The 24,216-nt window shown below is 70.6% G+C and carries 19 protein-coding genes and 3 pseudogenes; 10 read left to right on the top strand and 12 right to left on the bottom strand.

The window, feature by feature from the left end; genetic code table 11:
* Positions 1-129 precede the first annotated feature (129 nt).
* The gene (locus tag AB0H82_RS09395) at positions 130-573 is read left to right on the top strand and encodes a DUF3093 domain-containing protein (protein ID WP_362990519.1); all 444 of its coding nucleotides are present in this window, start codon (positions 130-132) and stop codon (positions 571-573) included.
* A 393-nt stretch (positions 574-966) separates the two neighbouring features.
* Complete coding sequence (locus tag AB0H82_RS09390; protein ID WP_362990517.1) at positions 967-1,407, top strand: SSI family serine proteinase inhibitor; 441 nt, start codon at positions 967-969, stop codon at positions 1,405-1,407.
* Between the two features lie 151 nt (positions 1,408-1,558).
* On the opposite strand, the gene AB0H82_RS09385 is transcribed toward AB0H82_RS09390, so the two are convergent.
* Positions 1,559-1,981 carry a hypothetical protein gene (locus AB0H82_RS09385; protein WP_362990515.1) on the bottom strand — a complete coding sequence of 141 codons (423 nt, stop codon included), beginning with the start codon at positions 1,979-1,981 and terminating at the stop codon, positions 1,559-1,561.
* A gap of 30 nt (positions 1,982-2,011) precedes the next feature.
* Complete coding sequence (locus AB0H82_RS09380; RefSeq protein WP_362990513.1) at positions 2,012-3,232, bottom strand: CoA transferase; 1,221 nt, start codon at positions 3,230-3,232, stop codon at positions 2,012-2,014.
* Positions 3,233-3,335: 103 nt separating this feature from the next.
* On the opposite strand from AB0H82_RS09380, the gene AB0H82_RS09375 reads away from it, so the two are divergent.
* Positions 3,336-3,842 carry a GNAT family N-acetyltransferase gene (locus tag AB0H82_RS09375; protein WP_362990511.1) on the top strand — a complete coding sequence of 169 codons (507 nt, stop codon included), beginning with the start codon at positions 3,336-3,338 and terminating at the stop codon, positions 3,840-3,842.
* Between the two features lie 10 nt (positions 3,843-3,852).
* Here the strand turns inward: AB0H82_RS09375 and AB0H82_RS09370 are convergent, their stop codons facing one another.
* Both AB0H82_RS09370 and AB0H82_RS09365 read right to left on the bottom strand, forming a co-directional pair.
* Positions 3,853-4,803 (bottom strand): TauD/TfdA family dioxygenase, encoded by a 951-nt coding sequence (locus AB0H82_RS09370; protein WP_362990509.1) that lies wholly within the window; start codon positions 4,801-4,803, stop codon positions 3,853-3,855.
* 181 nt (positions 4,804-4,984) lie between these two features.
* Entirely contained in the window at positions 4,985-5,845 is an 861-nt protein-coding gene (locus AB0H82_RS09365) for an SAM-dependent methyltransferase (protein WP_362990507.1), read from the bottom strand.
* Between the two features lie 277 nt (positions 5,846-6,122).
* Here AB0H82_RS09365 and lpdA point away from each other — a divergent pair, with 277 nt between their 5' ends.
* Both lpdA and AB0H82_RS09355 read left to right on the top strand, forming a co-directional pair.
* Positions 6,123-7,526, top strand: coding sequence for a dihydrolipoyl dehydrogenase (gene lpdA, locus AB0H82_RS09360; RefSeq protein WP_362990505.1), 1,404 nt, complete (start codon positions 6,123-6,125; stop codon positions 7,524-7,526).
* A gap of 141 nt (positions 7,527-7,667) precedes the next feature.
* Positions 7,668-9,836: an MMPL family transporter gene (locus tag AB0H82_RS09355; protein ID WP_362990503.1), complete on the top strand. Its 2,169-nt coding sequence runs from the start codon at positions 7,668-7,670 to the stop codon at positions 9,834-9,836.
* 33 nt (positions 9,837-9,869) lie between these two features.
* On the opposite strand, the gene AB0H82_RS09350 is transcribed toward AB0H82_RS09355, so the two are convergent.
* A complete protein-coding gene (locus AB0H82_RS09350; protein WP_362990501.1) occupies positions 9,870-11,114 on the bottom strand; it encodes an MFS transporter in 1,245 nt (414 codons plus the stop codon).
* Positions 11,115-11,536: 422 nt separating this feature from the next.
* Here AB0H82_RS09350 and AB0H82_RS09345 point away from each other — a divergent pair, with 422 nt between their 5' ends.
* Positions 11,537-13,069: an MFS transporter gene (locus tag AB0H82_RS09345; RefSeq protein WP_362990499.1), complete on the top strand. Its 1,533-nt coding sequence runs from the start codon at positions 11,537-11,539 to the stop codon at positions 13,067-13,069.
* Between the two features lie 28 nt (positions 13,070-13,097).
* Here the strand turns inward: AB0H82_RS09345 and AB0H82_RS09340 are convergent, their stop codons facing one another.
* The gene (locus AB0H82_RS09340) at positions 13,098-15,155 is read right to left on the bottom strand and encodes a pectinesterase family protein (RefSeq protein ID WP_362990497.1); all 2,058 of its coding nucleotides are present in this window, start codon (positions 15,153-15,155) and stop codon (positions 13,098-13,100) included.
* Between the two features lie 181 nt (positions 15,156-15,336).
* Between AB0H82_RS09340 and AB0H82_RS09335 the strand changes: the two are divergent.
* A pseudogene (locus AB0H82_RS09335) lies at positions 15,337-16,273 on the top strand (DUF6596 domain-containing protein); the annotation flags it as partial.
* Here the strand turns inward: AB0H82_RS09335 and AB0H82_RS09330 are convergent.
* Positions 16,243-17,175, bottom strand: coding sequence for a LysR family transcriptional regulator (locus tag AB0H82_RS09330; protein WP_362990495.1), 933 nt, complete (start codon positions 17,173-17,175; stop codon positions 16,243-16,245). The pseudogene AB0H82_RS09335 and the gene AB0H82_RS09330 sit on opposite strands and share 31 nt — an antisense overlap.
* Positions 17,176-17,342: 167 nt before the next feature.
* Between AB0H82_RS09330 and AB0H82_RS09325 the strand changes: the two genes are divergently transcribed.
* Positions 17,343-18,098: a sulfite exporter TauE/SafE family protein gene (locus AB0H82_RS09325; RefSeq protein WP_362990493.1), complete on the top strand. Its 756-nt coding sequence runs from the start codon at positions 17,343-17,345 to the stop codon at positions 18,096-18,098.
* Here AB0H82_RS09325 and AB0H82_RS09320 read toward each other — a convergent pair.
* Entirely contained in the window at positions 18,088-19,347 is a 1,260-nt protein-coding gene (locus AB0H82_RS09320; protein ID WP_362990491.1) for an HNH endonuclease signature motif containing protein, read from the bottom strand. The genes AB0H82_RS09325 and AB0H82_RS09320 overlap by 11 nt on opposite strands.
* Positions 19,348-19,612: 265 nt before the next feature.
* On the opposite strand from AB0H82_RS09320, the gene AB0H82_RS09315 reads away from it, so the two are divergent.
* Entirely contained in the window at positions 19,613-19,906 is a 294-nt protein-coding gene (locus AB0H82_RS09315; protein WP_362990490.1) for a hypothetical protein, read from the top strand.
* A gap of 49 nt (positions 19,907-19,955) precedes the next feature.
* Here AB0H82_RS09315 and asnB read toward each other — a convergent pair whose 3' ends face one another.
* Complete coding sequence (gene asnB, locus AB0H82_RS09310; RefSeq protein ID WP_362990489.1) at positions 19,956-21,797, bottom strand: asparagine synthase (glutamine-hydrolyzing); 1,842 nt, start codon at positions 21,795-21,797, stop codon at positions 19,956-19,958.
* A gap of 259 nt (positions 21,798-22,056) precedes the next feature.
* Complete coding sequence (locus AB0H82_RS09305) at positions 22,057-22,620, bottom strand: TetR/AcrR family transcriptional regulator (protein WP_362990785.1); 564 nt, start codon at positions 22,618-22,620, stop codon at positions 22,057-22,059.
* A 176-nt stretch (positions 22,621-22,796) separates the two neighbouring features.
* Here AB0H82_RS09305 and AB0H82_RS09300 point away from each other — a divergent pair, with 176 nt between their 5' ends.
* Complete coding sequence (locus AB0H82_RS09300) at positions 22,797-23,741, top strand: DMT family transporter (RefSeq protein WP_362990487.1); 945 nt, start codon at positions 22,797-22,799, stop codon at positions 23,739-23,741.
* Here AB0H82_RS09300 and AB0H82_RS09295 read toward each other — a convergent pair.
* Positions 23,692-23,835, bottom strand: a pseudogene (locus AB0H82_RS09295) (TetR/AcrR family transcriptional regulator); the annotation flags it as partial. The gene AB0H82_RS09300 and the pseudogene AB0H82_RS09295 overlap by 50 nt on opposite strands.
* A pseudogene (locus tag AB0H82_RS09290) lies at positions 23,834-24,199 on the bottom strand (MFS transporter); the annotation flags it as partial. The pseudogenes AB0H82_RS09290 and AB0H82_RS09295, both read right to left, overlap by 2 nt.
* Positions 24,200-24,216 lie beyond the last annotated feature (17 nt).

The following is a 24,216-nucleotide window of genomic DNA, read 5'->3' as shown; positions in this document are numbered from 1 at the left end:
GAACTCACGTGCCCCGCTTACGCTTTCGATGACGGAAATCAATGGCCACGCGTTGCCTCGCGGTACGCACGGGCCGCAAGAGCCGGGCCCCCCGCCCCCACCCGCGCGCCTGCCTGCCAGGATGCGGTCATGCACATCTACGAAGAGCGGCTGAGCGTCCCCCGCTCCTGGTGGGGCCTCGTGGCGCTGGGTGGAGCCGGGCTGGCCGTCGCGGCCATCCCCCTCGGCGTGCTCGCCGCGGTGACGGCGGCCACGGTCGGCATGGCGGTGTCCGCCGCGCTCGTGCACCTGCACGGCAGCGTGCGCATCCTGGTGACGCCCGGCTCCCTCGTCGTCGGCAAGCGCGTCATCCCCATCGAGGCGCTGGGCGCGACGGAGATCCTCGACGAGCGTGAGGCCTTCGAGTGGCGCACGGTCAGGGCGAATCCGTACGCGATGCTGCTCCTGCGGTCCTACGTCCCCACCGCGCTGCGCATCGAGTTGCGCAACTCCTGGGGAGGCGCGCCCTACGTGTACGTGTCGACGCGACAGCCGATGAACCTGGCCGCCGTGCTGGCGTTCTCGCGGGGCTGACCCACCGCGCCATCAGCCTTCGCAGGCACGTCGGTTGAAGAGTCCTCGGACGCGTCCGCGAATCATGGGATTCGACTCCGAAAAACCAACGATTCGAAAGGTGATGGCGTTCAACGATGATTTCCGGACGATACAGATCGTCTAATGCGGAACCAATTTTTGATTTGCGCAGGTCAGGCGTTGGTTCTCGGTTATACCAACACCGTTCGTCCACATGTTGGACACACCGAACGGAACCGCTCCCACCGCCCCTGAGCTGCCCGAACGTTCGTACGGTCACCGCTCACCGGGGCAGCACATCCGGAAATCGACCATCCGGATGGCACTCACTCTCCGCACCGGCAAGACTCCTCACCGCAGTCACCAACCGCAACGATCGAAGGAGAGTCCACCATGCGTCGCACCCTCAAGGCCGTGGGAGCAGCCGCAGCAGCGGCCACCTGCGTCCTCGCCGCGACAGCAGGCACCGCGCACGCCGAGGCCCCGCAGACCAAGAGCCTCTACGCGCCGTCCGCCCTGGTGTTGACGGTCGGCCAGGGCGAGGACGCCGGCTCCGCCGCGGTGGAGCGCGCCGTGACACTCACCTGCGCGCCGCGCCCCGCGGGCAGCCACCCCGCCCCGGCGGCCGCGTGCGCCGAACTCGCCGAGGTCAACGGCCGGTTCACCGAACTCCTGGCCACCACTTCCGACGCCATCTGTACCAAGGAGTGGCAGCCGTACACGGTGACGGTCGCCGGCGTCTGGAACGGCAAGCAGGTCAATTGGTCCACCACCTTCGCCAATCGGTGTGAGATGAAGGCTGGTCTCGGGGAGGGCGTCGCACTGTCCTTCTGACGGGATCCCTGAACCACACTCAAGGGAGTCCCGGTGACCTTTCGTGGGGGAAGGCGGCCGGGACGCGGGGCGGCCCCCGGTGTCGGGTGACACCGGGGGCCGTAGTGTGCACGGCGCCGCCGGCCATCGGAAGGTGCGGGCGGCTCGACGTCTACGACGTGGCGTGAGCGCTCACCGTCGCCCTGCCCCCGGCCAGTTCGTCCAGCCGCCGCAGGACCCTGGCGCGCAACAGCTCGTACTCCTCGCGGCAGTGGCGGATCTCGGGCGGCCGGGTGACGGCGGTGCCGCCGACAACGGTCTCACCCGGGAGGAACTGGCCACGGGTGAGGTCTATCTCGACCCCGAGGGCCAGCCGGTTCCACCAGTGATAGCCCGTCCGCTCGCCGTCGACGTGGACCTCGCCCAGTATCAGCTCACCACCCAGCAGGTCGTTCAGGACGAGCGCGGTGACGCCGCACTGGTCCCGCTCCGGGTTGTCCTGCGACCACGTCTCGCCGGAGCGCGGATCGGCGGTGTCCGCACCCCAACTGTCCCGCAGCGCCGCCTCGATGTCGGCGAGTCCCAGTGGTGTCATGCCGGCAACCCTCGCACCCGCCACTGACAATCACGCGTCGTCCCGGGTCGCGGCCGACCGCACCACCCCTCGCCCGACCGCCCCGTCGATCGCCTCGTCGTCGAGTCCGCCGGCCGCGAGCACCTCCCGCGTGTCCGCGCCCGCGGCCCGCACCTCCGTCCGGATCCGCGCCGGTGTGCGGGAGAGGGTGACGGGCGAGGCGAGGCCGCGGTAGTCGCCGTCCTCGACGACGAGGCCGCGGTGGCGCACCTGGGGTGCGGTCAGCGCCTCGGCGACATCGTGCACGGGCGAGGCCGGGATGCCCCGCGCCGTCAGGAGCGCGGTGAGTTCGGCCCGCGGCCGGGCCGCGACGGCCTCCTCCAACTCGGCGCGCAGCTCCCGCTGGTGGCGCACGCGGTCCGGGTTGGTGCGGAAGCGCGGGTCCTCGGCCAGCGCGGGCACCTCCAGTACGTCCGTGAGCGCGGCGAACTGCCGGTCGTTGCCGACCGCGATGAACAGCGGCCCGTCGGCGGCGGCGAACGAGTCGTAGGGAGCGATGGTGGGGTGCGCGGAGCCGGTGCGGCGCGGGACGGTGCCGTCGGCGAGCCAGGACGCCGAGTGCGGGTGGAGCAGGCTGACGGCGGTGTCCAGGAGGGTGCAGTCGACGAGCTGGCCGAGTCCGGAGCGGTGCCGTTCGTGGAGAGCCAGCAGGATGCCGGAGAAGGCGAGGATGCCGGTGACCTGGTCGACGACCGGGACGCCCACGCGCAGCGGCGGCCCGTCCGCCTCGCCGTTGACGCTCATCAGGCCGCCGTAGGCCTGCAGCACCGCGTCGTAACCCGGTTGCCCGCCGAGCGGCCCGTCGGTGCCGAAGCCGGTGACGCGGCAGTGGACGAGGGCCGGGAAGCGGCGCCGCAACTCCTCGTCGGCGTAACCCCACTTGGCGAGGGTGCCCGCCTTGAAGTTCTCGATGAGGACGTCGGTGCCGCGCAGGAGGGTGTCGAGGATGTCGCGTCCCTCGGGCGCGGAGAGGTCGACGACGATGTTCTTCTTGCCGCGGTTGAGGTTCTGGTAGTACGCGGAGGTGTGCGGCGCGACGAACGGCGGGCCCCAGCCCCGGGTCTCGTCACCGGCCGGGGGTTCGACCTTGATGACGTCGGCCCCGTGGTCGGCGAGCAGTTGCGCGCAGTAGGGCCCGGCGAGGACCCGGGACAGGTCGAGCACCTTGAGTCCGGCGAGGGCGCCGCCGTGCGTGCCGGGGGAAAGTGTCATCAACTGCTCCCAGTTCGGTCGAGGTCGTCTGTGCGTGCGCCGTCGGTCGAAGTCGTCTGTGCGTGCGCCGCATCGCGGACCGGCCGGTCGGCACAATGCACCTATGATCCCCACCGGCATCCGCACGCCCCGGCTCGACCTCGAACCGCTCCGCGTCGAGCACGCCGCCGACCTGGCCGGCGTGCTCGGCGACCCGGCGCTGCACACCTTCATCGGCGGTGCCCCCGACGACGTCGACGCGCTGCGCGCACGCTACCGGCGCATGGTCGCCGGCTCCCCTGACCCCGGCGTCTCCTGGTGCAACTGGGTGCTGCGGCTCCGTGCGGGGGAACGCCCGGTTCTGATCGGGACGGTGCAGGCGACCGTCGCTCCGGCGGGGTGCGCGGAGATCGCCTGGGTGGTCGGGACGCCCTGGCAGGGGCGCGGCTTCGCGTCGGAGGCGGCCCGCGGCCTGGTGGACTGGCTGGCGAGGCACGGCGTGCGTACGGTCGTCGCGCATGTCCATCCCGGCCACGGGGCGTCCGCGGCCGTCGCGCGAGCCGCGGGCCTCGCCGCCACGGACGTCGTCCAGGACGGCGAGATCCGCTGGGAGGCGGCGCTCAGGGTCTGAGCAGCCTCGGTCAGTACGGCCGGTCGCCCGCGATCGCGACGCGCTCCGCGACCCGCCGGTGCGGGGCGTAGTCGTCGACGGCGTAGTGCTGCGTGGCGCGGTTGTCCCAGAACGCGACGTCACCCTCCTGCCAGTGGAACCGCACCTGGTACTCCGGCACATGGGCCTGCCGCACGAGGTGGCCGAGCAGCCGGTCGCTCTCCTCGCGCTCCATGCCGACGATGTGCGTGGTGAAGGAGGTGTTGACGAAGAGCATCCGCCGCCCGGTCTCCGGGTGGGTGCGCACCACCGGGTGGGTGACGGGCGGGAACTCCTCCTGGAGCGGGGCGAGCTTCTCGGGACCGTAGAAGCGGGCGAAGCCGGGGATGAAGTCGTGCACGGCGTGCGCCCCGTCGATGCGCGCCTTGACGGTGTCGGGAAGGTTGTCGTAGGCGGCCGCCATGTCCGCCCACATCGTGTCACCGCCGAACGGCGGCACCTCGTGCAGCTGCAACACCGCGCCGAGGGCCGGGCGTTCGCGGAAGGTGACGTCGGCGTGCCAGACGTTCTCGTACGTGGGTGTGGCGCTGCCGCCCTTGTCGAAGCGGACGACGTCGTCGGCGGAGCCGCGCGCGAGCAGCGGATTGGTCTCCAGGTCGCCCCAGTTGAGGGCGAAGGCGCGCTGCTGCTCGGAGGTGATGCGGGCACCGCGGAAGAACAGCACCTTCCACTCCAGCAGTGCGCGGTTCAACTCGTCGCGCAGGGCGGGGGTCAGCGGTCGCGCGAGGTCGACGCCGCGGATCTCGGCGCCGATGACGCGGCCCTGGGGCACGACGTCGAAGAGTTCGTAGGGGCGTTCCTGCCGGTCGTCGGGCAGGCGGCGCAGGGTGCGGCGGCCCTCGTACATGCCGTCGGCGGGAACGCGTGCTTCGCGCAGGGCGGCGGTGACGGGGGGCTGCGGCGCGGCGGACGAGACAGTCATGGGGATGATCCTTCGACGCGGAATCGGGCAGGCGGGCGTGCGGAGCGGACTCCGGACAGCTAGCGGCCCGATCGCTCGCACCCGCGCCGCCACGGGACGCCGAACGTCCGGGTGGCGGCGGTCAGGCGCTGGATCATGGTCGTCATTGTGGGACGTCGGTCTCGCCGGGTCAACCGTTCCGTTACGGCTTGCGCAGCACTCCCCCGTACTCGTAGATCCCCTTGTTGGCTTCGGTCACGCCGAGGTAGGGCACGAGATCGGGGTCGACCGGCGCGAGGGCGGGCTGGTCGGGGTCGGGCCGCCAGTCGACGAGGTTGACCACGCCGGGCGCCACGGGTTCGAGGCCTTCGAGCAGGACGTCGACTTCGGCGGGCGTGCGGGTCTGCCACGGCACACCGCCGCCGGCGATGTGCTCGGTCATCCGCGCGCCGCGCTCGGGGTCGTCGCAGACGACCTGCGAGAAGCTCACGAAGCTGCCGGGGGCCGCCCGGTCGATGATCGTGCGCAGGATCCGGTGCGGGTCGTCCGCGTCGACGAGGTGGTGGCCCACGGAGAGGAAGAGGACGGCGACCGGCTCGTCGAAGTCGATGAGGCGCACCACGTCGGGGTGGTCCAGGATCGCGTCCTGGTCCCGCATGTCCCCCATGATGACCGTCGTGGAGGAGTCGTCGGCGAGCAGCGCGCGGCCGTGCGCGAGGACGATCGGGTCGACGTCGACATAGACGACGCGGGCGTCGGGGGCGAAGCGCTGGGCGACCTGGTGGACGTTGTTGTCGGTGGGCAGCCCGCAGCCCATGTCGATGAACTGGCGGATGCCCTCCTCGCGCGTCAGATGGCGCACCGCGCGGTAGAGGAACTGGCGGTTCTGCCGGCAGATGTCGACGACCTCGGGGAACGAGGGCACGGTGGAGAGGACGAACTTCCGGTCGATCTCGTAGTTGTCCTTGCCGCCCAGCATCCAGCCGTAGCCGCGGGCCGAAGTGGGGACGTCGTAGGGAATGGACGGCCCGGCCACCGTCTCGGACTGTTTGTCACTCGCCACAGCGCGCTCTCCACCTCTCCCGCGGGATTCACGGAACGTGTTCCTTGTCGCGACAGTAGCCGGTGATCCACGTTCGAGTGAACGAACTTCGGAAACTTCAACCGCCTTGTGCCGCGCGGCGGTTGCCGGGTTCACCGGGGTGTGCTCGCGCGGTGGACCGGCCGTGGGGGCTGTGGTGTGTCTCACCCGCTGACCGCGCGGGCGTCCCCATGGCGGATGATCGGGGCAGAGAGCCATCCGCACCACCGGATCCGTACCACCCAGAGAGGACCTCCCCATGGAAGACCGCTTCGACGTCGTCGTGCTCGGAGCAGGACCCGGCGGCTATGTCGCCGCCATCCGCGCCGCCCAGCTGGGCAAGCGGGTAGCGGTCGTCGAGGAGAAGTACTGGGGCGGTGTCTGCCTCAACGTCGGCTGCATCCCGACGAAGGCCCTGCTGCGCAACGCCGAGCTGGCCCACCTCTTCACGCACGAGCAGAAGACGTACGGCATCAAGGTCGACGGGCAGGTGTCCTTCGACTACGGCGAGGCGTTCAACCGCAGCCGCACGGTCGCGGACGGCCGGGTCAAGGGCGTCCACTTCCTGATGAAGAAGAACGGCATCACGGAGTTCGACGGCCGGGGCACGTTCCTGGACGCGAACACGCTGCAGGTCGCGAAGTCCGACGGCACGACCGCCACGATCGGCTTCGACAACTGCATCATCGCCACCGGCGCCACCCCCCGGCTGCTTCCCGGCACGAGCCGCAGCGAGCGCGTGGTGACGTACGAGGAGCAGATCCTCGCCGACTCGCTGCCACGCTCCATCGTGATCGCGGGCGCCGGCGCCATCGGCATCGAGTTCGCGTACGTCCTGCACAACTACGGCGTGAAGGTCACGATCGTCGAGTTCCTGGACCGCGTGGCGCCGCTGGAGGACGCGGACGTCTCGAAGGAGCTGGCCAAGCAGTACCGCAAGCTCGGGATCGACGTGCTCACCTCGACGCGCGTCGAGTCGATCGACGAGTCCGGCGAGCAGGTCCGGGTGACGGTCACCGGCAAGGACGGCAAGCAGCAGATCCTGGAGGCCGACAAGGTCCTTCAGGCCATCGGTTTCGCGCCGAACGTCTCCGGTTTCGGCCTGGAGGCGACGGGCGTGGCACTCACCGAGCGCGGCGCGATCGACGTCGACGGCCGCTGCCGCACGAACGTCCCGCACATCTACGCCATCGGCGACGTCACCGCGAAGCTGATGCTGGCGCACACCGCCGAGGCCATGGGCGTCGTGGCGGCGGAGACCCTCGCGGACGCCGAGACGATGGAACTCGACTACCCGATGATTCCGCGCGCCACCTACTCCCAGCCGCAGATCGCCAGCTTCGGCTGGACGGAGGCGCAGGCCAAGGAGAAGGGCTTCGACGTCAAGGTCGCGAAGTTCCCGTTCCAGGCCAACGGCAAGGCGCACGGCCTCGGCGACACCGTCGGCTTCGTGAAGATCATCAGCGACGCGAAGTACGGCGAGATCATCGGCGCCCACCTGATCGGCCCGGACGTCACCGAGCTGCTGCCCGAGCTCACGCTGGCCCAGCAGTGGGACCTCACCGTCCACGAGGTCGCGCGCAACGTCCACGCGCACCCGACCCTGGGCGAGGCCGTCAAGGAAGCGGTGCACGGCCTGGCCGGGCACATGATCAACTTCTGACGGTCCAGCGGTGCCCCCGAGCGCCCCGCCGCGACACGAGTGACCGAAAGTGTGTCGTTCGAGTGGCGGGGCCGCCCGGTCGGGCCGATGCTGGGCGGAACACGACTGTTATGCCTCGGGGGCGAGGAGAGGCAGTAGCCGATGTTCTCTGGCCTGGGTCGATTCGTGGTGCGCCGCCCCTGGTGGATCATCCTGGCGTGGGTGGTGGCGGCCGGCGCCGTGATCTCACTGGCGCCGAAACTCACCTCCAGCAGCGACGAGGCGAGTTTCCTGCCCGATCACTACGAGTCCATTCGCGCCTCCGACGTACAGGAAAAGGAATTCCCCAAGCAGCAGAACATCGGCGCGATCATCGTCTTCCAGCGCTCCGACGGTGAGAAGCTGACGGCCGCCGACTCCGCCGAAGTGCGCCGCATATCGAAGGACCTGCAGAGCCGGAAGATCCCCGAGGTGCAGGCCGTCGTGCCCGGCGAGGTCTCGCCCAACAAACGGGTGCAGACGTCCGTCGTCGCGATGCCGAAGATCACCGACCCCGAGGACACCTCGCAGCAGGACGCCGTGAAGGAGCTCCGGGACGATCTGAAGCCGGAGTTGAAGGGCACGGACCTGTCGGCCGGGATCACCGGCTCGGCGGCGCAGGCGCTCGACGAGAGCGACGCGTCCGAGCGGGCGGGGCTGCTCGTCGGCGTCGGCACGATCGTGATCATCATCGTGCTGCTGCTTGTGATCTTCCGCAGCCCCATCATCGCGCTGCTGCCCGTCGTCCTCATCGGGCTGATCTCGCCGATGGCGACCGGCCTGATCGCCTCCGCGAACAAGGCCTTCGACATGAAGGCGGACTCCTCCATCCAGGAGCTCCTGACCGTCGTCCTGTTCGGCGTCGGCACCGACTACATCCTGTTCCTGCTCTTCCGCTACCGCGAGGCCCTGCGCGCGGGCGAGGACCCGAAGGGCGGCATGGTGCACGCCGTCGAGCGGGTCGGTGAGGCCATCACGTCGGCGGCGGGCGCCGTCATCGTCGCCTTCGCCGCGCTGACGCTGTCCTCGCTCGGCATGCTGCAGTCGATGGGCCCGGCCCTCGCCATCGCGGTGTTCGTGACGCTGCTCGCCGGACTCACGCTCGTCCCCGCGGTGGTGTCGCTCCTCGGTACGAAGGTGTTCTGGCCGTCGAAGTCCTGGCAGCAGGAGCCGCACGGTACGGGGTTCGCCAGGCTCGGCGCGTCCATCGCCCGCAAGCCGGCCGTGTGGGCGCTGGTCTCCGCGGTGTTCATGGGGGCGCTCACCCTCGGCGCGCTCGGCTACAAGGCCAACTTCGACCTGGCCGGGTCGTCGCTCCCCAAGGACAAGGAGTCGATGGTCGCCCTGGACAACCTCCAGAAGGGCTTCCCCGCGGGCACCACCGACCCGACCTCCGTCTACCTCACCTCCACGGCCGACAGGCCCGTGACGAAGCCGCAGGCCGACGCCTTCCGCGAGCGGATCTCCGGTGTCCGGGGCGTGGGAGAAGTCGGGGCGCCGCGGCTGAGTCCGGACCGTACGACCGCCTCGTACTCCGTGATCCTCGCGGACCCGCCGGCCTCCGACAAGGCGCTCGACACCGTCAAGGACCGGCTGCGGCCCGCCGCTCACGAGGACGCGCCGGCCGGCACGAAGGCGCTCGTCGGCGGCACCACCGCGGTGTACGTCGACATCAACAGGGCGGTGGACCGCGACTATTCGGTGGTCTTCCCCGTGGCGGCGCTCGCCATCATGGTGATCCTCGGTCTGCTGCTGCGCAGCCTGGTGGCGCCCTGGTACCTGATGCTGTCCGTCGCGCTCGGCTTCGGCGCGACCCTCGGCGCGACCTCCCTGCTCTTCCAGCAGCTCGGCAGCCAGCCGGGGTTGATGTTCATGCTGCCGGTGATCATGTACTTGTTCGTGGTCGCGCTCGGCACGGACTACAACATCCTCATGGTGTCGCGGCTGCGCGAGGAGGCCCGCGAGGGCCGCGGCCCGCACGACGCCGCAGGCACGGCGGTGCGGCACTCGGGGCCGACGATCGGCTCGGCGGGCGTGATCCTCGCGGGTACGTTCGCGACGCTGATGCTCGCCGGCAACTCGACGCTCTCCCAGATGGGCTTCTCGCTCTCCTTCGGCATCCTCATCGCCGCGTTCGTCATGGCGCTGATCTTCACCCCGGCGCTGACCGCGCTCATCGGACACGCGGCCTGGTGGCCCGGCCACGGCGACGAGAAGCGGAACGGGCGCAGCGGATCGACGCCGCCGGACCCGGACGAGGAGCGCCTCGGAGGCGCGACACGCAGCCGGTGAGACCGCCCCGCCATCACGCGGACGCCGCGGCCGTCACGCGGCCCCCTCGGCCCGCACGACCCCCGTCAGCATCCCGCCCAGCGCCACGCACACCACGCCCGCACCGACGGCGAGGCACACCCGGGCGACCCCGAACCCGGCCGCTCCCGCGGTGACGGCGGCGGCTCCCAGCGGGCCGAGCGAATAGTGCGTCGTCCAGAACGCGGCCGTGACCCGCCCGAGGAGGTGACCGGGCGTCACCTCCTGGCGCAGGGACATGGAGCAGATGCCGGCGACGCCGGTGGCGAGCAGCATGCCCGCCGAGAGCGCGCCGATCACCGGCACGCTGTCGGTCAGTCCGAGACAGCCGACGGCGACTCCGCCCAGCGCGGTGGCGCCGACCCAACTCGGCCCGAACCCGAAGCCCTTGCGCACCCGGGTGACCACGAACGAGGCGAGGAAGGTGCCGACGGTCCCCGCGCTCAGCACATAGCCCACCGTGCCGTCCCCGTGCCCGAGGTCCTTCTTGACGCGGAAGACGATGACGTCGGTCATGCCGTGCGTGAGGAAGATGACCAGGGACAGCAGCACGGTCAGCGGGCGCAGGACGGGGTGCGCCCACAGGAAGCGGATACCGGCGAGGAACTCCCCACGCACGTCCCCGCCCGCCGCCCCGCCGGACGCCTTCTCCTCGTCGCCGTCGGGTGGCGGCGTCGGCCTCAGCCGGACGAGAAGGAGTCCGGCGGCGGACACGGCGAAGGTGGCGGCGTCGATGCCGATGGCGGCCACGGGACCGAACGCCGCCGCGACGAAGCCCGCCAGGGTGGGCCCGCCGACCGTCGCCACCGCGTAGGAGCCGAAGAGGTGGGCGTTGGCCCTGGTGATCTGGTCCGGTTCGACGATGGCGGGCACCACGGCCACGTACGTCACCTGGAAGAGCATCGCGAAGCCGCCGGCGAGCGGAACGACCGTGTAGATCAGCCACATCGGTGTCGCGAAGAGCCACACCAGCGGGATCAGCGCGTACAGCAGACAGCGCGCCACGTCGGAGAGCATCAGGAGCCCGCGCCGGTCGAACCGGTCGGCGATCACACCGGCGAAGAGGCCGGTGACGATCGACGCGACGCCCGTCATCCCGGTGACCAGGCCCATCTGGACGACCGAGCCCGTGCTGTGCAGCACGAGGAGCGGTATCGCCACGAACGAGAACGAGTCGCCGAGGGCGGAGCAGGTCTGGATGAGGAGGAAGACGCGGTAGTCGCGGTTCCGCCACAGGGAGACCCCGACGTCGGTGGTCACTGCTCCTCCCCTCCCTCGACCCGGACGTGCACGTTAGTGCAAGTTGCCATTTCTCGGAAAGTGTGAGCACGAACCGAGGCGCCCAGCGCCCTCATTGCTCACAGCTCGGACGAAAATGCAAGTGGAATCAATAAGGCCCGAAAAAGTCGGTGGCCTAGGAAAGCGCGAGAAATGTCAAGTCCGTTGCCGACTGCGCTTGCATTTCGCTCTCACGTCCTCTACCAGCGGCTTTTGAGTGTTAGGGTTTCCTCTTGTCCCGAGCCGGGCCGTCTTTTCGTCGGCGCACCGCTCGGCTTGCGCAGCGGTGATCCGGTCCTTTGCGGCCGGTCGTCGCAGCCCCTCACACCGGAATGGGAGAAGGCCTTCCGCGCCTGATTCCCGTTCCGGCGGAATGTGTCCACGCCTCGTTCTGGAGCTCTTTCATGTCTGCTGACAGCACGGCTGTCACCACTTCCTCACCGGCGGGCACGGCCGGTGGCGCACCCGGCGCCGGCCGGCACCTTGGCCTCGCCCTGTTCGTGATCGCCGCGGCCCAGCTGATGGTGGTGCTCGACGGCACGATCACCAACATCGCGCTGCCCAGCATCCAGACCGCGCTGGAGGTGTCCGACGCGAACCTCGCGTGGATCGTCAACTCCTACGCGCTGGCCTTCGGCGGGCTGCTGCTCCTCGGCGGCCGGGCGGGAGACCTCTTCGGCCGGCGGCGGATGTTCCAGGTGGGCATCGCCGTGTTCACCCTGGCGTCGCTGCTCGGCGGACTCGCCCCGAACGAGGGCCTGCTCATCGGCGCGCGCATCCTGCAGGGTGTCGGCGCGGCGGTCGCGGCGCCCAGCGCCCTCTCGCTGATCGCCACGACGTTCCCCGAGGGCAAGCCGCGCAACAAGGCGATGGGGGTCTACGCCGCGATGGCCGGCATCGGCGCCACCGTCGGCCTGCTGCTCGGCGGCGTCCTCACCGATGTCCTGGACTGGCGCTGGGTGTTCTTCGTGAACATACCCATCGGCCTGGCCGTGCTCGCCGGGACCCGGACGCTCGTCGAGGCCGAACGCCACCCGGGCCGCCTCGACCTGCCGGGCACCGTCACCGGCACGGGCGGCCTGATCGCCCTGGTCTACGGCATCACGCGCGGCGGCGAACACGGCTGGACCGACAGCCTGACGCTGTCCTGCTTCGCCGTCGCCGCCGTCCTGCTCAGCGCCTTCCTGCTCATCCAGAGCCGGACCCCGCACCCGATGATGCCGCTGCGGCTCTTCAGGGACCGCAACCGCTCCGGCTCCTTCGCCACGATGCTGTTCATCGGCGCCGGCATGATGGCCACCTTCTACTTCCTCACCCTGTACATGCAGCTGATCCTGGGCTACAGCGCGGTCAAGACCGGCTTCGCCAACCTGCCGTTCAGCCTCGGCATGGGTGTCGCGGCGGCCCTCAGCGCCAAGCTGGTCACCCGCCTCGCTCCCCGGGTGATCGCCGGGCCCGGTCTGCTGGTGGCGGCGGGGGGCATGTTCTGGTTCGCCACGCTGACCCCGGACTCGTCGTACGCGGGACATCTGATGCCGGCGATGTTCGTGACCGCGCTCGGCCTCGGCATGGGCTTCGTCCCGATGACGCTGGGCGCCGTCAGCGGCGTCGACCACCAGGAGACGGGCATCGCCTCCGCGCTCCTGAACACCGCTCAGCAGATCGGCGGCGCCCTGGGCCTCGCCGTCCTCGCGACCATCTCCACCTCGGCGGCCAACGACCGGCTGCCCGAAGCCGCCGCCTCGTTCTACCGGGGCATGGCCACGAAGGACCACGGCCTGGTGGCCGAGGCGGCCGACGCGCTGACCCACGGCTACACGCTGGCCTTCGTGGGCGCGGGCGTCATGTTCCTGGCGGGCCTCGCCGTCACCGCGCTCGCCATCAACGCCCGGAAGCAGGAGACGGCCGAGGGCGCGGCGCCCGTCCACATGGGCTGAACCCGCGCCCTGCAACGCCGCCCGGGGGCTAGGGCTTCCAGTCGCCGAGCCAGTCGCCGGTCTCCTGGTTCGCGGCCTGGGCGTCCGTGAGGTGCGGGCGGTCCCCGGTGGGGCCGCCCGCGCCGGGGCCGGTGTTCCTGTACTCGGCGAAGCGGTCGTCCTTCCAGGAGAAGCCGCCCATGTCGGTCCAGGGCGCCGACTTCACGGCGGCGCTGAGACTGGTGTCACGGACGGTGGTCTGCGGGTCGAGGCTCGCGTCACCGCCCGCGTGCCAGGGGCGGCCGAGGTAGAAGCTGCCGGCGGAGACGTCGCCGTTCACCGTCGAGCGCGTGATGAGGAAGCCCTTGCGGCCGGCGGTCGTGCTGGGCGCGGTCACGTATCCGGCCGAGGTGCCGTTCCAGCGCTTCTTCAGGGTGAGGACGGACTTGTCGATCACCGCGGTGGCGCGGCCGAAGACGAAGTCGGTGTTGCCGACGACGTAGGAGTTGGTCATGTAGACCCGGCCCACTTTGTCCTTGGCGGCCGTGTCGAGGAGCAGCGTGTCCTGGTCGCCGCTGACGATGAGGGAGTCGAGGCGGACCCGGTCGGCCGCGGTGCGCAGCGCCACCGCCTGCTGTCCTTCCAGGCCCTGGTTCCGTGCCTCGTCGAAGTCGTTGGAGATGGTGAGGTTGCGGGCCCGGAAGTCGTCGGCCTCGGCGGCGAAGGTCGCGCTGCCGCTCGTGCCGTACTTCCCCGAGCCGTCCGGCTTCGGCGTTCCGGCCGCGTTGTCGAAGACGATGACGGTGTCCTTGCGGCTGGTGCCGGTGCCTTCGACCGTGACGTGCGGCTTGTTCGCCGGGATCTTCACCGTCTCGCGGTACGTGCCGGGGGCGATCCGGATCACGACGCGCGAGGTGTTGCCCGCGGGGACGGCGTCGACGGCCTTCTGCACGCTCGTGTACTGGCCGCTGCCGTCCTTGGCGACGGTGAGGGTGCGGTCGGCACGCACGCCGGCCGTCGTGCCGAGGGAACTCCGGGGGCCCGCGCCGGACTTGAGGAGCGCGGGGACGTCGGCCGCCTTGTCGAGCTTGTACTTGTAGTACGCCTTCGGGTCGAACGCCGTACCGCCGCTCTCGTTGCGGCCGTTGGTCTTGGCGAAGACGTTGCCGCGCTGGACGAGAGCGGCTGTCGCGTCCTTGATGACGGGGTTGTTGATGCCCTGGAAATAGCTGTTCTCCAGGACCATCTTCGTCCTGCCGCGCGAGTAGTTGCCGTACGACGAGGTGATGTCGGTGCCCGGGTCGTCCTGCAGGTAGTTGTTGTAGAGGTGGGCGTGGGCGACGTTGTCGGTCGACGGGTTGCGCTGCTCGGTCTCGCGGAACCAGTTGTGGTGGATCGTGAGGTCGGCGGTGGCGTTCTCGGTCCAGCCGATGCCGAAGGTCTTGTTGTTGTCGCTCAGCTTGTTCCAGGACACCGTCACGTTGGTGGTGTCCTTGCGGCTGTCGATCAGGCCGTCGGCCATGTGCCGCAGATCGTTGTGGTCGATCCACACGTGGTGCGCGCCGTCCATCTGGATGGCGTCCCAGTCGTGCTCCTTGTCGTTCCAGGTGCCGTGGTACGAGTCCCGGATCGTCAAGTTCCGGATGATCACGTTGTGGACGCCCTGCCCGAGGAAGAAACCGCCGCCGACGATCTGCCCGGAGGTGCCCGCGCCCACGATCGTCTTGTCCGATGCGACCTTGATCTCCTTGCCCTTGGGGTCCATGGTGATCGTCGCGGCCACGACGATGACGTACGGCTCCGGGGCGGTCGCGTACTTCTCCAGGTCGGCGAGGGTCCGCACGGTGACGGTCTTCCCGTCCCGGCCGCCGTACGTCCCCTTCTGCCCCAGTGCGTGGACCGACGCGAAGCCGTCGGCGGTGTCGTCGGCCCAGGCCGGCACGGGGGCGGCCGCCGCGGCCCGCGGCTGCGCGTCCTCTCCGAACACTCCGAAAGCCGCGCCGTAGGCCATGGCCCCCGCGGCGACGACGGCCAGCGGCGTACCCACCACGAGGGCCGTCTTCTTTCTCCGGTGCCGCGCCTTGCCGTGGCCGTGCAACTCAGTCATGCGTCGCTTCCCATCTGTCCGTACGTGGGGGGACGCCCGTATCCGGTGGAACGGGCCGCTGAGCAGTCGCCGCCGAAGGCACAGAAGGTTGCCCGCCGATAAAATTCTTTAAGTACCTGGTGATGGTCCAGGGCTCGCAGGCCGACTACGAATCGGTGACGGGTAGGAGGACGCGGTGCGCCTCACGCCCCGGGACGCGTTCACCGCTCCCCCGCCGGGCGAGAGCCGCGCCCCGGCCGACGACGACACGCTCACGCTGCTGTTCCTGTGCTGTCATCCGGAGCTGACGCCGGCCGCGCAGGTCGCCCTGACCCTGCGCGCCGTCGGCGGGCTGACCACGGCCGGGATCGCCCCTCGTTGAAGATCAGGTAGAGCACCTGGAGGACCACGGCGAGCCGCGCGTCGCGGTTCTCGGGCCCCGGCTGGCGGAGCGGCGTTCCCTTGATCCTGGCCTTCGCGCGGCTGACGCTCGGCGAGGCCCTGCACCACGCGGAGCTCGCCCGCGAGGCGATCCGCCTGACACGTTGGTACGCCGTCTGCTGCCCCACGAGGGCGCGGTGACAAGCCTGTTGGCGCTGATGCTGCTCACCGAGGCCCGTGGCGCGGCGAGAACGGGGCCGCACGGTGAGCTGATCCCGCTCGACGAGCAGGACCGCACCCGCTGGGACCGGCGGGCGATCGCCGAGGGCACGGCGCTCGTCGAGGAGGCGCTCTCCCAAGGGCCGCCCGGCGCCTACCAGGTGCAGGCGGCGATCGCGGCGCTGCACGACGAGGCGGAACACGCGGACGCCACCGACTGGCCGCAGACCCTCGCCCTGTACGACGTTCTCGTCCGCCTCGTCCGCCTCGTCCGCCTCGCCGCCGAGCCGATGGCCGAGCTGGGGCGGGCTGTGGCCTACGCGATGGTGCACAGGCCCCGGGCCGGACTCGGCGAACTGACGGCGCTGGAGGGCCGCCTGAGGGGCCGTTACCGCCTGGCGGCCGTACGCGCCCACCTGCTGGAGAAGGCGGGCGACACCGAAGAGGCGCGCGCCGCCTACCAGTTGGCGGCCCGGGGCACCCTCAGCCGCCCCGAGGCCCACTACCTTCAGACGCGCGCCGCCGGACTCGCCCCCTGAGCGGGGGCCGCGCCGAGCGGCGCGCAGTGCTCGGCGACGGTGTCGGCGAAGGCGCGGGCCAGCGGGCTCAGCGCGTCCCAGCGGCGCACCGCCCAGCCCACCGAGAGCGGCGGCAGCTCCGGGACCGGGACGAGACAGAGCCCGGCGGGGCCGCTCTCGCGCCAGCCGGGCAACGCGGGCACCACGGCCTGGCCGAGCCCGAGCTCGGCCAGAAGGACGGCGGTGTCCCAGTCGGCGACGCTGGTGACGGTCGGCAGCACCACATCCAACTCGCCGAGGTGCGCATCGAGTCGGCCGCGCGAGGTCGAGCCTTCCGGGGGCGTGATGAGCTGTGCCGCGGCCAGCTCCGCGGGCTCGACGCGACGGCGGCCGGCCAGCGGGTCGTCGGCGCGGACGGCGAGGACCCAGGGCAGCTCCACGACGGGCCGCTGCTCGATGCCGCGCACGGGTTCGCCGAGAGTGATCCAGGCGAGGTCCAGGTCGTCGGCGGCGAGCGCGTCGAAGCAGCCGCGACTGGAGCTCACGGTCTGAAACTCCAGGCTGACACGCGGATAGCGGTCCCGGAAGCCGACGACGGCTTCGGCCATGAAGTGCCGTACGGAGGTGGCCCCCGTGGTGATCCGCACCGCGCCGCCGTCGCCGCGCGCCTGCTCGCGCAGCCGGCGCACGGCGAGGTCAATGCCGCCGATCCCGTCGGCGGCGGCCGCCCGCAGGGTGCGCCCGGCCGAGGTGGGCACGACACCCCGGGCGTGCCGCTCCAGGAGACTGACGCCGAGCTCCCGCTCCAGACGTTTGACGTGCTGGCTCACCGCCGACTGCGTACAGGAGAGGTCGCGGGCCACGGCGCTGAGGCTGCCGGCTCGGCACACGGCGATGAAGATGCGAAGGTCGTCGAGGGTCACGAGGGCGAAGCTATCCCTTGGACGGCTACAAGGAAACCCGAGGATTGACTTGGGTTTTCACCGTGCACCAAGATCGTTGATGGCCCGGGCGGCGACCCGGCGACGGGCGTCGACCCGGGGTTCACGGAGTCCCGGGGCGCGGGCCATCGACTCGGGAAAGGTGACGTGTGGAAGCGCTCGAAATGGTGGCCGTCGGGGCCGCCGGTGTCGCGGCCGGCGGGCTCAACGCGGTGGTCGGGTCCGGCACCCTCATCACCTTCCCCACCCTGCTGGCGTTCGGCCTCCCGCCGGTGCTCGCCAACGTGTCGAACAACCTCGGCCTGGTGCCGGGCACGCTGAGCGCCGCGTACGGCTACCGCCGCGAGATGAAAGGCCAGCTCAGACGCCTACTGCGATTCGGAGCAGCCTCTCTCATCGGCGGCCTCATCGGCGCCCTGCTGCTCCTGCGGCTCCCCGCGGACGCCTTCCAGGCGGTGGTCCCCGCACTCATCCTGACCGCGTGCCTCCTGGTCCTGCTGCAACCCTGGCTGAACCGCAGACTCAAGAACCGCCGGGGCGAAGCGAAGAGCGACGGCGGCGCCCCCATGTGGTGCGGGGTCCTCGTCACCGGCGTCTACGGCGGCTACTTCGGCGCGGCCCAGGGCGTCCTGCTCATGGCCCTCTTCGGCACCTTCCTCCCGGACGACCTGCAACGCCTCAACGCCGCGAAGAACGTACTCGCCTCCCTCGTGAACGGTGTCGCGGCCGTCGTGTTCATCGCCGTCGCGGACATCGACTGGACGGCGGCCGGCTTGATCGCCGCGGGTTCCACGGTCGGCGGCCTGATCGGCGCCCGCTTCGGCCGCAAGCTCCCGCCCCTGGCGATGCGCACGTTCATCGTCATCGTGGGGACGACGGCTTCGGCGATCATGCTCATGCAGTAGCGGTCGGTCCGCCCTCCCGCTGGTGACGTTCCCGCACGGCCCGGTGCCGTTCGCGCACCACTTCGAGAAAGGCCTCGCGCAGTTCCGCCCGCGTTCGGCCACGGGTTTTGACGGCGTGGCAGTTCGGGCACAGGGCGATCATCCGACTCGGGTGATCGCGGCCGCCTCCCGCGATCTCCTCGATGTGGTCGATCTCCAGTATTGGATCGCCCGCGTCCGTCACGTCGTCGGGCTGACCGCCGCACACCGGGTTCTCGCATCGCCCCTCGCTCCTGATGAGCACCGCCCGCCGGGCGGACCCCGACCGGATCGGGTCCCGGGACACGCCTTCACGGCGCCGCTGGTGACGTGACGCTTCCCGCCGCTCCACGAGAGTGCACAACCGTTCGTACTGCGCGGCCGACGAGACAGGATCCACCGCCGACGAAGGCGCCGCGGCCACGGGGGCGGCGCCCCGGCCACCGGGCCGGTCGTCCGCCACCGACTCCTCGTAGAGGCCGACATCGGCGAGCAGCGGACCCTCGTCGAGGCCGCCGAAGAACCGGTCCGTGATCGCCTGAACCGCCGCGACGCGGGCCTGCCCCGAGGCGCACATCAGCTCGTACGCGGGTGGGACCAGACCTCCGACCGGCCGCTGTTCGGCAAACCAACGACGGGGCACGGCATCACCGTGCGCCGGCGGGACCGTCCCTTCGTACTCGTCCAGCGTCCACAGCCCGGCGTGGAAGAGGGCCAGGACCGGATAGTCGGGACGGACGCGCTCGCCTCGAAGTCCGTGGTTCCGCAGCAGCCCGCTCAGGGCCGCGCTCGTTTCGCTCCAGGGCAGCGTGCGCGGCTCCCCGTGGAACGCTCGCCCGATGGCCCACAGCAGGACGACCGGCTGGTAGAGGCGCGGGCCCGTCTCCGCGTGGGCGACGCGCAGGCCGGTGATGTGGTCGACGAAGCGATCGACGGTGATCTCACCGACCGCCTCCTGGGTCACCACCTGGAATCCGAGTGCACCGAGCAGCTTCGCCGCGTGATCGCGGCCGCCTGAGAACTCCGAGGCGGTCAGCGGTTTCTCTCCCGGGAGGTAGCCGTGAGCGACCCCGACGATGGCCTTCGAGTCGTAGTACCGACCGTCGACCACCAGCAGATAGCTGCGGGACGGCTTGAAGCCGTACCGGCGAAGAAACACGTCCCGACCGCGTCGGTCGCACTCCTCGACCGCGCGCAGAACGTCCGACCTGCCTATGCCACTGAGCACCATGGCGCCACGATAGGCCGGGGCATTGACGCGCAACGGCGGTGAGTGGGGCGGTTCCTGGCGTAACGCAGGTCACAGCCCCGACCCCCGGGTCAAGGAACGCCGATCCATGGTTTATCGTTGAACATGTTGTGACCCCGACCGAGATTCCCCCGTCCGGTCGGGGTCACACTCCATTCATGGGGGCGTCTTCCCCTGTTTTCACGCCTTCGAGGGCGAATATGCCAACCGCGCCGCGTCACACACGCCCGGGCGGCATCATGCGTCCATGGACGGTGCCAAGCCTGTGCAGGTCTTGTTCACGCCCGATGAGTACGCCGCGATCGTGCGTCACGCGGATCGCCTCGGGATGCCGGTGGCCGAGTTCGTCCGCCGCGCCGTGACCGTCCGGACCGAGGAGCGGCCCGGCCCGTGCCAGGCGTCCGACAGCCGGCGCGGAGCGACCGTTCCGCCGGTCCAGCGGGGGCTGGGGAGGGACGGGACGCCGGCGCTCAAGCGGTTCCTCGACACCCTCGCCGCCTCGGCGGAGCCGAAGGCCAGGGGAGGCGAGCGGGACCGGTGAGGGGCAGGGGTGTGGGGGGGCGGGGGTGTGGAGGTCAGGGGCGTGGGGGTCAGGTGAGGGTGATCTCCGGGGTGTAGAGGTCCAGCCAGAGCGCCAGGTCGAGCGTCCGCTCCAGGTCGCGGCGCGAGGCCTGCGTGATCTGCGGCGCCTCCCGCTCGGCGGCCCGCGCGGCGCGCTCCCGGTCCACCAGTTCGAAGACCGGGTGGCCCGGCCGGGCGAGCAGTTCCTTGACGTGGCCCTGGAGCGCGACCGCGTACTTGGGGTCCTGCGTGGACGGGTACGGGCTCTTCACCCGGTCGTAGACCGACCGCGGCAGCACATCGGCCGTCGCCTCGCGCAGCAGGCTCTTCTCCCTGCCGTCGAAGGACTTCAGCGCCCACGGCGTGTTGTACACGTACTCGACCAGCCTGTGGTCGCAGAACGGGACCCGCACCTCCAGTCCGACGGCCATGCTCGCACGATCCTTGCGGTCCAGCAGGACGCGGACGAATCGCGTCAGGTGCAGATGGCAGATCTTCCGCATTTGGTACTCGAAGTCACTCTCGCCGTCCAGGCGTTGGATACCGGCGACGGCTGTCGCGTAGCTCTCCTTGATGTAGCCGGGGAGGTCGAGCGCGGCGGTCAGGTCGGGGCGCAGGACGCCTGCGTCGTCCCCGAAGTGGTCGGCGAACCGCACCAGCCAGGGGAAGGTGTCGGCCGTCCTCGCCGTCTCGTCGAAGAACTGCAGATAGCCGCCGAAGACCTCGTCCGCGGACTCCCCCGACAGCGCCACCGTGGAGTGCTCGCGGATGGCGCGGAAGAGCAGGTAGAGGGAGGCGTCCATGTCGCCGAAGCCCATGGGGATGTCCCGCGCCCGGATCATCTTGGCGCGCACGTCCGGGTCGGCCAGGGCGTGCGAGTCCAGGACGATGTCGCGGTGCTCGGTGCCGGCCGACTTCGCCACGTCGTGCACGAAGGGCGTGTCGGGCGTGGAGCGCAGCTCGTCGGCGACGAAGTTGTCGGCCTGGCCGACGAAGTCGACGGCGAAACTCCGTACCGTCTCGCCCGCCTCGGCCAGCTGACGCGCCGCGAGCGCCGTCATCGCCGAGGAGTCGAGGCCGCCGGAGAGCAGCGTGCAGCGCGGCACGTCGGAGACGAGCTGGCGGCGCACGATGTCGTCGAGGAGCTCCCGCACCTTCGCGACGGACGCGTCGCGGCCGTCGGTGTGCGGACGCGTCTCCAGCGACCAGTAGACGTACCGGCGCAGCCCTCCGCGGTCGACCGTGACGACGGTGCCCGGCTCGACCTCGCGCATGCCGTCCCACACGGCGTGACCGGGCGTCTTGACGACCGTGAAGATCTCCCGCAGGCCGTCCAGGGTGACGCGGCGCCGGGCCAGCGGGTTGGCGAGGATCGCCTTGGGTTCGGAGCCGAACAGGACGCCGTCAGTTGTCTCGTAGTAGTAGAAGGGCTTGATGCCCATGCGGTCCCGGATCATGACGAGCCTGTCGTGCCGCGCGTCCCAGATCGCGAAGGCGTACATGCCGTTCAGCCGCTCGGCTAGGGCCTCGCCCCATTCGAGGTAACCGCGCAGCACGACCTCGGTGTCGGACTCGGTGGTGAACCGGTGGCCGCGGCCCGTCAGTTCGCGGCGGAGCTCGGTGAAGTTGTAGGTCTCCCCGGAGTAGACCAGGGCGACGGTGCCCGTCGGTGTCTCGACGGTCATGGGCTGGCGCCCGCCCGGCAGGTCGATGATCGCGAGCCGGCGGTGTCCGAGCCCGGCGGGGCCGCCGGTCCACGTGCCGCGGTCGTCGGGTCCACGACAGGACATCGTCTCCGTCATGGCGTCCAGGGTGGTGGACTCGGCCGTCAGATCACGGTCGAAGGAGACCCAGCCGGTGATGCCGCACATGCGCATTCCTTCCGTTCGCCGAACTAGGTGTAACTAGCACCTATGTGTGCAGCGTGCGCCTCCGATTGCGTACGGTCAATGCGTCGGAGGGCGCGGCTACCTCACCGACCCCGGCCATTCCAGCCGCTCTTTACCAAGGCCAGAGCCGCGTCGAGGGCGCCGAGCGGGAGCGCCGCCCGTCCAGCCCGCCCCCGCACGCGGGCTGCCCATGCGACGGAACGAAACATTCCGGCCATCGGCAAAAACTTGTCAACGATCCTCAACGATCCCCTTCGGCCGCCTTCAGGAGCCTCGCGGCATCCTCGCGCGCCTGCTCGACCGCGGCGGGGAACACCTGGAGCCCGTGCGCCACGAGCGCGCCCTCGTGCAGCAGCATCAGCGTCCGCCCCAGGCGCGCCGCCCCGCGCGGCGCGATCTCCCCCGCCAGCCCGGTGAAGAGCGCGAGCATCCAGGCCTTCTGGCCGGTGATGATCGGGTACGCGGGGTGGGCGGGGTCACTGATCTCGGCGTGCGCGTTGACCATGCTGCAACCCTTGCCCGAGAACTCATCGGCCCAGTCCCGCGAAGCGTCGAAGACGGCGAGGATCCGGTCGCCCGGCGAGGTCGCGGCCTCCAGATACGGGGTGAGGAAGGCCCGCCAGCGCTCGTCCCGCCCGGCGAGGTACTCGACGACGATCTGCTCCTTGGATCCGAAGCGGTCGTACAGGGTCTTCTTCGTCACCCCGGCCTCGGCGGCGATCAGATCCACCCCCACGGCATGGATGCCTCGCTGGTAGAAGAGCCGCCCCGCGGCGTCGAGTGCGCGGCGTGCGCCCGGCGTCATGACGATGCGCCGCGGCGCCGCCACCGCTCCGCCTTCTTCCGTTCCGTGTCTGTCGTCGCCCATGAATCCATAGTAGGCCCAAAGTAAACCGATCTGTATACTCACTTTCGGAGCGAGGTATACAGATCGGTTTACTCATGGCTCACCCAGCCGCATGACACGACGGGGAGGAATCCATGAACGTCCTGCTGTCGGCCGCATTCGTACTCACCTGGAGTTCCGGGTTCATCGGCGCCAAGCTGGGCGCCGGCAGCGCGTCCGCGGTGACGGTCCTGATGTGGCGCTTCCTGCCCCTGGCCGTGGTCCTCGGGCTCGTCGCCCTGGTCCTCGCGCGCGCCTCCTGGCGGGGCCTGACGGCGCGTGACCTCGGACGGCAGGCGGCTGTCGGCGCACTGTCGCAGAGCGGCTATCTCCTCACCGTGTACTACGCCATCCAGCTCGGCGTCTCCAGCGGGACGACCGCGCTGATCGACGGCACCCAGCCGCTGGTCGCGGGAGCCCTCGCCGGGCCGCTGCTCGGCCAGTACGTCTCCCGCACCCAGTGGATCGGGCTCGGCCTCGGCGTGAGCGGAGTCGTCATCGTCACGGCCGCCGACTTCGCCGGCGGTGGCGACGCCCCGTGGTGGGCGTATCTCGTGCCGTTCCTCGGCATGTTCTCGCTGGTGGCGGCGACGTTCCTGGACCGGCGCGCGCCCCGCCCGGTCGGCCCTTCGGTGGCGATGACCGTCCACTGCGTCACCAGTGCCGTGGTCTTCACGGGGCTCGCGCTGGCGGCGGGGGCCGCGACGCCGCCGGCCGAAGCGTCGTTCTGGACGGCGATCGGATGGCTGGTGGCGCTCTCCACCTTCGGCGGATACGGCCTGTACTGGCTGATCCTGCGGCGCTCCGGGGTCACCCAGGTCAACACCCTGATGTTCCTCATGGCTCCGGTGACCGCGCTCTGGGGTGCCCTGATGTTCGGTGAGCCCTTCGGCCCGCAGACGGTCTCGGGTCTGGCCGTCGGGCTCGCGGCGGTCGTCGTCGTACGACGGGGCGCGAACCGGTCTGCCGCCGTCGCGCCGAAGGCCGGGGTCAGGGCGGGGTCGGGAACGCCTGCACCGCGGGCGCGTACCGGTCGGTGATCTCGTCGATCTCCGCAGCGCGCAGGTGCGGGCCGCGTGCGATGCCATACATCACGCCGAGCCCGAGCAACATGCCCGCGGCGAGCTCGGCCCGCGGCGGAGGCGCCTTGCAGGGCGCGCGCCGCGATCAGCAGCCGGATGTCGGACGTGAGCGCGCAGAGCACCGAACCCGCGGCCATCAGGCCGAGGGAGAGCAGCAGGACGCGGCGCTTGCCGTACATGTCGCCGGCCCGGCCGAGGACGGGCGTGAGGACCGCACCGGCCAGCAGCGTCGCGGTGACCAGCCAGGACACGGCCCCGGCCGAGCTGCCGGTCAGCCGGGGCAGATCGGGCAGCAGCGGCACGACCACGGTCTGCGTGACGGCCATGAGGATGCCACCGAAGGCCAGGACAGGAACGGTCAGCCGGGTGACGCGCGGTCCTCGCACGTCACCCGGCGGTGCCGGAACAGGCCTCATGGCGCCCATGGCATCTC

Source organism: Streptomyces sp. NPDC050732, assembly GCF_040654255.1.
GTDB lineage: Bacteria > Actinomycetota > Actinomycetes > Streptomycetales > Streptomycetaceae > Streptomyces.
Note: the sequence above shows the minus strand (reverse complement) of the source record. Positions and strands in the feature narration are given on the sequence as shown.

Excerpts from the sequence above, each read along its gene's own strand:
- AB0H82_RS09395 (WP_362990519.1), top strand. The coding sequence starts at position 130 with ATGCACATCTACGAAGAGCGGCTGAGCGTCCCCCGCTCCTGGTGGGGC.
- AB0H82_RS09390 (WP_362990517.1), top strand. The coding sequence starts at position 967 with ATGCGTCGCACCCTCAAGGCCGTGGGAGCAGCCGCAGCAGCGGCCACC.
- AB0H82_RS09385 (WP_362990515.1), bottom strand. The coding sequence starts at position 1,981 with ATGACACCACTGGGACTCGCCGACATCGAGGCGGCGCTGCGGGACAGT.
- AB0H82_RS09380 (WP_362990513.1), bottom strand. The coding sequence starts at position 3,232 with ATGACACTTTCCCCCGGCACGCACGGCGGCGCCCTCGCCGGACTCAAG.
- AB0H82_RS09375 (WP_362990511.1), top strand. The coding sequence starts at position 3,336 with ATGATCCCCACCGGCATCCGCACGCCCCGGCTCGACCTCGAACCGCTC.
- AB0H82_RS09370 (WP_362990509.1), bottom strand. The coding sequence starts at position 4,803 with ATGACTGTCTCGTCCGCCGCGCCGCAGCCCCCCGTCACCGCCGCCCTG.
- lpdA (WP_362990505.1), top strand. The coding sequence starts at position 6,123 with ATGGAAGACCGCTTCGACGTCGTCGTGCTCGGAGCAGGACCCGGCGGC.
- AB0H82_RS09355 (WP_362990503.1), top strand. The coding sequence starts at position 7,668 with ATGTTCTCTGGCCTGGGTCGATTCGTGGTGCGCCGCCCCTGGTGGATC.
- AB0H82_RS09345 (WP_362990499.1), top strand. The coding sequence starts at position 11,537 with ATGTCTGCTGACAGCACGGCTGTCACCACTTCCTCACCGGCGGGCACG.
- AB0H82_RS09340 (WP_362990497.1), bottom strand. The coding sequence starts at position 15,155 with ATGACTGAGTTGCACGGCCACGGCAAGGCGCGGCACCGGAGAAAGAAG.
- AB0H82_RS09320 (WP_362990491.1), bottom strand. The coding sequence starts at position 19,347 with ATGGTGCTCAGTGGCATAGGCAGGTCGGACGTTCTGCGCGCGGTCGAG.
- AB0H82_RS09315 (WP_362990490.1), top strand. The coding sequence starts at position 19,613 with ATGGACGGTGCCAAGCCTGTGCAGGTCTTGTTCACGCCCGATGAGTAC.
- asnB (WP_362990489.1), bottom strand. The coding sequence starts at position 21,797 with ATGTGCGGCATCACCGGCTGGGTCTCCTTCGACCGTGATCTGACGGCC.
- AB0H82_RS09305 (WP_362990785.1), bottom strand. The coding sequence starts at position 22,620 with ATGACGCCGGGCGCACGCCGCGCACTCGACGCCGCGGGGCGGCTCTTC.
- AB0H82_RS09300 (WP_362990487.1), top strand. The coding sequence starts at position 22,797 with ATGAACGTCCTGCTGTCGGCCGCATTCGTACTCACCTGGAGTTCCGGG.